6 protein-coding genes are annotated in these 7,947 nt (G+C 38.5%); 5 read left to right on the top strand and 1 reads right to left on the bottom strand.

Annotation, left to right across the window (positions count from 1 at the left end; translation table 11 throughout):
• The first annotated feature begins 449 nt into the window (after positions 1–449).
• The 5 genes from JCM9140_RS20960 to JCM9140_RS20985 all read left to right on the top strand — a co-directional run bounded on the left by JCM9140_RS20960 (position 450) and on the right by JCM9140_RS20985 (position 7,065).
• Positions 450–1,232: a Cof-type HAD-IIB family hydrolase gene (locus JCM9140_RS20960; protein ID WP_034751282.1), complete on the top strand. Its 783-nt coding sequence runs from the start codon at positions 450–452 to the stop codon at positions 1,230–1,232.
• 138 nt (positions 1,233–1,370) lie between these two features.
• Positions 1,371–2,660 carry a glycoside hydrolase family 18 protein gene (locus JCM9140_RS20965; protein WP_034751284.1) on the top strand — a complete coding sequence of 430 codons (1,290 nt, stop codon included), beginning with the start codon at positions 1,371–1,373 and terminating at the stop codon, positions 2,658–2,660.
• 126 nt (positions 2,661–2,786) lie between these two features.
• On the top strand, positions 2,787–3,179 hold the full coding sequence (locus JCM9140_RS20970; protein ID WP_034751287.1) for a thiol-disulfide oxidoreductase DCC family protein: 393 nt from the start codon (positions 2,787–2,789) through the stop codon (positions 3,177–3,179).
• Between the two features lie 759 nt (positions 3,180–3,938).
• Positions 3,939–4,790, top strand: a complete 852-nt coding sequence (locus JCM9140_RS20980) for a hypothetical protein (RefSeq protein WP_034751294.1) — start codon at positions 3,939–3,941, stop codon at positions 4,788–4,790.
• Positions 4,791–5,061: 271 nt separating this feature from the next.
• Entirely contained in the window at positions 5,062–7,065 is a 2,004-nt protein-coding gene (locus JCM9140_RS20985) for a peptidoglycan D,D-transpeptidase FtsI family protein (RefSeq protein ID WP_235715431.1), read from the top strand.
• Positions 7,066–7,228: 163 nt separating this feature from the next.
• Here the strand turns inward: JCM9140_RS20985 and JCM9140_RS20990 are convergent, their stop codons facing one another.
• Positions 7,229–7,795 (bottom strand): LOG family protein, encoded by a 567-nt coding sequence (locus tag JCM9140_RS20990; protein ID WP_034751297.1) that lies wholly within the window; start codon positions 7,793–7,795, stop codon positions 7,229–7,231.
• Positions 7,796–7,947 lie beyond the last annotated feature (152 nt).

Raw genomic sequence — 7,947 nt, forward strand, 5'->3', positions numbered from 1 at the left:
TGTCGAGCCTCCTCAGCTACGCCTGCGGGGTCTCGACCTTACCTCTATTTCCCGCAGGAGTCGAGTGGCTTCCACTCCATTTCACTTTGAGGAATACTCATTAATGAGTGGGTATTCCCTTTTAAATCTTTACAGAATTAGCGCAGTGATTAAATTAATACCTTTTTTAAGATAAGTTAAAGCAACCCTAGCAGGGGAATGACACGGAGACTCCTGCGGGAGCAGTGACCCACGTGTGAGACACCGCAGGCGCAGCTGAGGAGGCTCAACGGGCACCCGCGGAAAGCGTAGTGTCATTCCCCTGCGGCAGTTAGGCACTTTTCAAGTGAATGCCTCTATTTCCCACAGAAGTCGAGTGACTTTCGCTTCATTTCACTATGGGACATAATCTTTCTTCTATAAACATTACGAAAATAATTTATATAAAAAATGGAAGGTAGGAGTTAATTTTGGGAGAAAAAAGCATTGTTTTTTTTGATATTGATGGAACTCTTTTAGATCATGATAAGAAATTACCTGTAACGGCTAGGGAGGCTGTTTTTGCTTTAAAAGAACTAGGGCATGAAGTGGCCATTGCAACAGGACGTGCTCCGTTTATGTTTGCGGACCTCCGCAAGGAACTTGGAATTGACACATTTGTTAGCTATAACGGACAATATGTTGTTTTACGCGGAGAAGAGATTTATAAAAAACCTCTTGATCAACGAGCTTTGCTAGCTCTAACAGAATTGGCTGTCACAAAAGACCATCCTGTTGTTTATATGGATCATGAAGATATGAAAGCAAACGTTAGCCAGCATGATTATATTACTGAGAGCATGGATTCACTAAAAATTGAGCAAGTTGTTACACATGATCCTCTTTATTATCAAAATCGTGATATTTATCAGTCTTTGTTGTTTTTGAAAAGTGGAGAAGAAAAACTTTATGAAAATCAGTTTAGCGAGTTTGATTTTGTTCGCTGGCATCCATTATCGATTGATGTGATCCCAGCTGGTGGCTCGAAAGCGATTGGAATAGAAAAAATTACAAGTGCGCTTAATATCGGTGAACAACATCAATATGCGTTTGGAGATGGATTAAACGATATTGAGATGCTTACGCAAATAAAAAATAGTGTAGCGATGGGAAATGCTCATCCAGATGCAAAAGCTGCTGCATCGTTTGTTACTCGTTCTGTTGATGAGGATGGAATTGTAGAAGGATTGAAACAAGTTGGATTGTTATCATAATTAAATGCGGAATGTCTAATGGTCAACATTGACCGTAAGATGTTCCGCTTTTTTTGTTGATTCTTAGTCCAGGCACCAATATAAACGAGACTGAATACGTTTGTTATGAACAAATGTCTAGATTAGGAGGACGAGATTGTGGAAATTCATGTAGTCTCCCCGGGAGAAAGCTTATGGAGCATAGCTCAAACTTATGGTGTACCTTTTCAGTCCATTATTGATACGAATCAACTTCCAAACCCAGAACAATTGGTCGTAGGGCAGGCACTGTTGATTCCTGTTCCAGGAAGGTTTCACTGGGTCGAACAAGGAGAAAGTTTATGGAGCATTAGTAGACAGTACAATGTACCTTTAGAAGCAATCATACAGGTAAATCAGCTTGAATATCCTGAACATATTCCGACTGGCTTTAGGTTGCTGATCCCAACGGATGTTCGTCAGAAGCCTGCTGTTGATGTAGGAGCCTATGTTGACTTAGGAATAACCGGTGAAGAGTCACCACAGTATGTGAATGAAGTAGGTCCATATATCACGTATGTCCAAATCTTCAGTTACGAGTTAAATGAAGATGGTTCCTTAACACCAATTGACGATCAGGCCATTATTAATACAGCTTATGCGAATGACGTTGTACCTCTTTTGGTTATTACTAACCTTGAAGAGGGCGCTTTTAGTACAGAACTTGTAACGACCGTTTTACAAAGTGAAGAGCTCCAAAACCGATTGCTAGATGAAGCCATTGCGATTATGGATGAAAAAGGATATCTTGGTTTAGATTTTGATCTCGAATATTTAGGTGCACAGAATCGAGAAGCATATAATGAACTCATGAGAAAAGCTAAAGTTAGACTTGATGAAAGAGGCTATTTTCTATCGAGTGCGCTAGCTCCCCAGGTTGAACCAGGTATGACAGGTGTACTTTATGAAGGGCATGACTATGCAGCTCACGGAGAAATAGCAGATTTTGTTTTCTTAATGACGTACGAATGGGGTTGGACAGGTGGACCTCCTATGGCCGTTGCTCCGATTAGTCAAGTGAGGCGAGTCATAGAGTATGCCGCTTCCGTTATGCCAAATGACAAAATTATGATGGGGATTCCTTTGTACGGATATGATTGGACTTTGCCTTTTGAGGAAGGAGTGACAAGAGCTCGAGCCATTGATCATCAAGAGGCCATTCGTTTAGCGGCTACGTATAATGCAGTGATCGAGTATGATCCAGTTGCTCAATCACCATTTTTTACGTATGTAGATGAAAATGGTCTTGAACATGAAGTGTGGTTTGAGGATGCAAGAAGCATTCAAGCTAAATTTGATCTTGTGAAGGAACTTGGTTTAAGAGGCTTTTATTACTGGGTATTAGGATGGGATTTCCCTCAAAATTGGTTGTTAATTGAAGACAATTTTGTGGTGAACAAACGCGTATAACAAAAGAAACAGAGAGTCAAAACCTAGCCTCAGCCTAGGTTTTTTCCTGTTTCTGATGAATAATTATTTGATGATGGCTTCAGACGAAGTATACTATTAATATCTTATTAAAGTAGGTGAACAAGGTTGAAACAGATCATTTTGTTTGATGGAGCTTGCAATTTTTGTGATAAAAGTGTCCAGTTTATCATCACCCGAGATCCGGATGCCTTTTTTTCGTTTGCCTCTCTTCAAAGTGATATTGGGAAGCAATTAGCGAAAAACTATAGTGTTCCAGAAAAGACAAACAGTTTAATTTTGCTTGATGGCAAACAATATTATGTGAAAGCCACTGCTGTTTTCCGTATTTGTGAAAAGTTAAGCTGGCCTTGGAAGGCTTTTACTTGTTTTCGTATTCTGCCGTTGTTTATTTCGAATTTTTTATATGACACACTCGCTAAAAATCGTTATCGGTTGTTTGGAAAAAGAGAGAGTTGTATGATTCCTGCACCACATATCCGAAATCGATTTTTAGAATGAACTAAAGACCTTTTGTTCATTTTCCAGTTTTTTTACATATCTTTCTTTTATTTGTTCATTATATAGGTACACTACTTGAAAATGAGGGAAAGGCATGCATATAATTTTATCTTTATTTGTCTTTTATTTAAATTTGAGAAAGAATACATATAAAAACCTTCCAACATTTTTACCAAGTATCTTATATGTCATGTTCTTTAACTCCGTATATTATTACTTCTTTAAGTATTTTCTCTTGTGGGAATTCAAATCATCTTCTATCAAAGTCAAGCCTCTCAGAGCTTTGTACATTTTCTTCGTGATGCCACATGTGATCCTTCTTTACTTATCTGGAGTACCGAGTCGAACAAAGCATTATTTAGTTTATCTTTTTAAGTGGGTCGTTCTTTCTTCAATAATTGAAGCACTTTTTAAACTAACGAGGACCATAACGTTTTCTCATGGTTGGACATTGATTTGGTCGTTTTGTATTTATCTTAAGATGTATTTGTTTAGTTATCTTTTCCTCAAAAAACCAGTTGGCACCATGAAGGTAACGATCGCTTCATTGATTTGCTTTCTTTATGTTTTCAATCCACCAATCAGTAAAGGTTTTTTCGAAGGCCCCTTACTTAAGTTGCTAATGAGGTTCACTCCAAATAAATGGAGAAAAGGGTGTGTTCTTAAAATTGGAGAATAGTTCTAGGGTTTAAAATGAATGTTATTCTCTGTAAAAACAAATAATGAACAAAACTTTGATTTTAGGGAAGAGCTGTAATCATGTTCAACAAAAATAGAAGTCGTTTCGCATTTGGTGTTTTAAGTGTCATTCATGTTACCTTGCTCATTATGACTTTAATGAGAGGAAAAGACCGTAAAGTTCAATTTATATCTTTAATGTCTAATATTGCATTTGCTTATTATTTTGAATATTTTGTTTTAAACCTCTTTCAAGCATATTCGTATAGTCCTAAAATTTTAAAAATTGATAAGCTTGATAATATTTTGGGCGCTGTTTTGTCTCAGGCTGTATATGTTCCATTTACCTCTTTATTTCTTACCGTCTTTAAGGTCCAATGGTGGGGAAGAGCTTTGGTGATTTTTTACTTTTATTGTGTAGAAAAACTATTTATTTTCTTGAACATTTATCGTGTAAACTGGTGGAAACCTATTTACACAAGCTTCACGATGCCCATTCATTTTATATTAAGTGACTTTTGGTATAAACATATCCAAAAAGGAACTCCGTGGGTCTTAACCGTTTCTCTTTTTAACATGATCGTTGTTTTGTCAGTTAATGTTCTTTTTCTTCTAGCTGTTTTAAGGAAAGTGAAATTTGGGCTAGGAAAGGTCCATTCATGGTATGAACATTTTTCCATTGGACCACTATACTCAATTGTTCTTTCTGTATATGCTACGAAAACGATTAAACTTAGGGATTGGACATCAAAGATGAAGATCATTTCTTTCGGTGTGATCGTTGACTTTTTATTAGAGCGTTTAAATCTCTTACACATTGGTTCTAAAAAAAGGCGGGTTGCTTCGCTTCTTTTTCAGTTCATTTTAATGTTCATTGCGCTTTTTTCTAAACAGGTGATCGAAGATGTAAACCCATCTAGTGTGAACAAGTAGCTCTCTAGATGGGTTTTATGTGTCTTTTAATGAATTGATTCGTTAAATCCTGATTTTTCCCAGGTAAATATGTTAATATAACCTAAGATGATTAAAAATTTCCAAATGCTATAACGTAAAAGTGAAGTAGCGGTAAGGTGAGAGTGAGTATGAAAAAAAGGATAAACAAAAGAAAAGAAGGAATCATTTCACATTTCGTTTAAATGTTCTCTTTTTCGTCGTTTTTCTCATGTTTTCTGCTTTGATTCTGCGATTGGGGTTCATTCAAATAGTGGAAGGGGAAACGTTTGTCAGTGACTTGGCTTCTACTGTTAATGCCACAACGTTAATTGATGCACCGAGAGGGATTATGTATGATCGGTATGGTCATGTTGTTGTAGATAACGACTTAGAACTGTCTGTTACTTATACAAATCCTTCGCGAACAACTAGTTCCCAGACGATGCTAGAGATTGCTGAAAAACTTGAACCGTTAATTGAGATGGATACGGAACGTGTTACGGATCGAGATAAGCGAGACTATATGTTGTTGAAAATGGAAGAAGAAGAACGGTATGAACTTGTGACGAGAGAAGAGAGAGAAGAACTAGATGGAGTATCGGCTGAGTACCAACTGGAAATTGAACGTATTACAGATGAACAAGTGGAATCTCTTTCTAATCGGGATCTGCAAGTAGCTGCTATTTTTCGAGAGATGGCACGTGGCTATGCTAATTCACCTCAACGTATAAAGCAGCGTATTACGGATGAGGAAGCCCATGTTATAAGCGAGAACCTAGATCGCTTGCCAGGGATTGATATATTAAGGGATTCTAGTCGTACATATCCGTATGGAGATTCGTTTCACGCTTTTTTCGGATCTACTAGTTTAATTCCTAGTGAGAGAATTGACTATTATTTAGCAAGAGGGTACGATCGTTCGGATATTGTTGGCACAAGCTTTCTAGAGGAGCAGTATGAGGAAGTGTTGCGTGGTCAAAAGGCTGTTGTGGAAAGTATTACGAGACGTGAAGGTTCCCAGACGATTGATCGTGAAGTAAAGGAACGATTAGGACAGCGGGGAAATGACCTTGTGTTAACTCTCGATATGGAGCTTCAGCAAAGGTTAGAGAAGATCCTTGATGATGAGATTCGAAAGTCCGGTAATTCCTTTATTTCAGACCGTTCAGCTTATGCCGTCTTAATGGATCCACGAACAGGTGATATTTTAGCGATGGCAGGATGGTGGGATCGGGGAGATCGTAATCGTGATTCGTTTGCTGACCATAGTGGGAATGTCCATAAAGTGTTTGAAATGGGGTCTTCTGTTAAGGCTGCTTCAGTATTGACGGGTTTTCATGCTGGAGTTGCTTCTCCGGGAACTCGCTTTAATGACCGGACCATTTATTTACCTATGACACCACCTAAGAGATCTTGGAATACGAGTGGGTTTGGCTGGATTGATGACCGTCGTGCATTGGAACAATCATCAAACGTTTATATGTTTGAGATTGGAATGAGAATGGCGAATTGCTACTATCGTGCGCCTAACGCAAGTTGTGGCTGGACAACGGGATCTGGCGGAACCATTGAGCGTGCATACCAAGATGTTCGCAATAGTTTTAGTCAATTCGGACTAGGTTCCGAAACAGGAATTGATTTGCCCTCTTATTCTTCTGGTTTAATCGGTGGAAGTGAAAGTGGAGGAAACCTTCTTGATTTAATGATTGGACAATATGATAACTATTCAACACTTCAGTTAGCCCAGTATATCGCGACCATTGCAAATGATGGGTACCGGATGGAGCCGCGTCTTGTTCGAGAGATTCGTGAACCGGCGACAGACCCAGATGAGCAAGGGGCTGTTGTGAAAAAATTTGAACCGACTGTTTTAAATCGAATTGACATGAGCGATACGCATATTAGTCGTGTACAACAAGGGCTTCGGGATGTTATGACTCGAGGAACGGCAAGAGGAAACTTTGCGAATGCTTCTTATCAACCAGCTGGAAAAACAGGAACCGCCCAGGTTAAAGTGGCTGTTGGGCAAGGGGATAACCGCCGAATTGTTGATGGAAATACGCAATCGTTAGTTGGATACGCACCATTTAATAATCCTGAAATTGCTTTTGCAGTTGTCGTACCTGATGTGAAACTTGGAAGCAACGGAGGTAGACAAGGAATAGCACAAGAAATCTCAAAATCAGCTCTTGAAGCATATTTTGAGCTAAAAGAAACGCGCAATGGAGCAACACCAATAGAAGAACCATTGCTTGAAGACATTAATATGAACTAATGAAAAAGGGTGATTCAAAAAGTCAAATTGTAGACTTTTTAATCACCCTTTCTTTTATAAGGCTGTTATATAATGAATCTTTGTGGAATGTCTTCGTATGAAGTGGAACAAACATGTCACGGCTCTCTACTTCACCCATTGAACTGACCAGAACAGCCTTTTTTTAACTCCATTTGTTTACGGAAATTGGTTTGAATTGTTTCATAGCTTGTAATAACGTTTGTGCATCATCAGAAATAATGAGGTTTTCTAAGAAGTTCTCTTTAAGAAAACCTTGTTCTGCCATATGCTTTAGTAATGTTAGCAATGGATCGTAAAACCCATTCGAATTTAAGATGCCGATTGGCTTCTCGTGATAGCCTATTTGCTGCCACGTTAACGATTCAGCTAATTCCTCAATGGTACCTATGCCTCCAGGTAGAGCAATAAATCCATCTGCTCGTTCATACATTTTTGCTTTTCGCTCGTGCATATCCTCGACAATGATTAACTCTGTTAGCTCTAGATGTTCAACGTTTTCATGTATTTTTTTAGGGATCACGCCAACGACTTCACCATTTCGTTCTAATACATAGCGTGCTAATTCTCCCATTAGTCCGTTGTTCCCGCCACCGTAAACAAGGTTAATTTTCTCCTGAACAAGCGTTTTGCCAAACGTATGTACTTCTTCTATGTAGCTTGGGTCATTTCCAAAGCTAGATCCACAAAATACGCAAAGATTGTGAAACATGTTATCCCTCCTATCGGTAGTTGTCTCCACATAAAGATAGTAATCGAAACCGTGTCGTTTGTAAATTAGGTTAGAAAAATTTGGAACAGTTATTCTGATTTTAGGGGGAAAAAGGATGGCAGAAGTAGAATGTATACTTAAGTTTTTCAACA

The sequence above is a fragment of the Halalkalibacter wakoensis JCM 9140 genome (assembly GCF_000513095.1).
Lineage (GTDB): Bacteria > Bacillota > Bacilli > Bacillales > Bacillaceae_D > Halalkalibacter > Halalkalibacter wakoensis.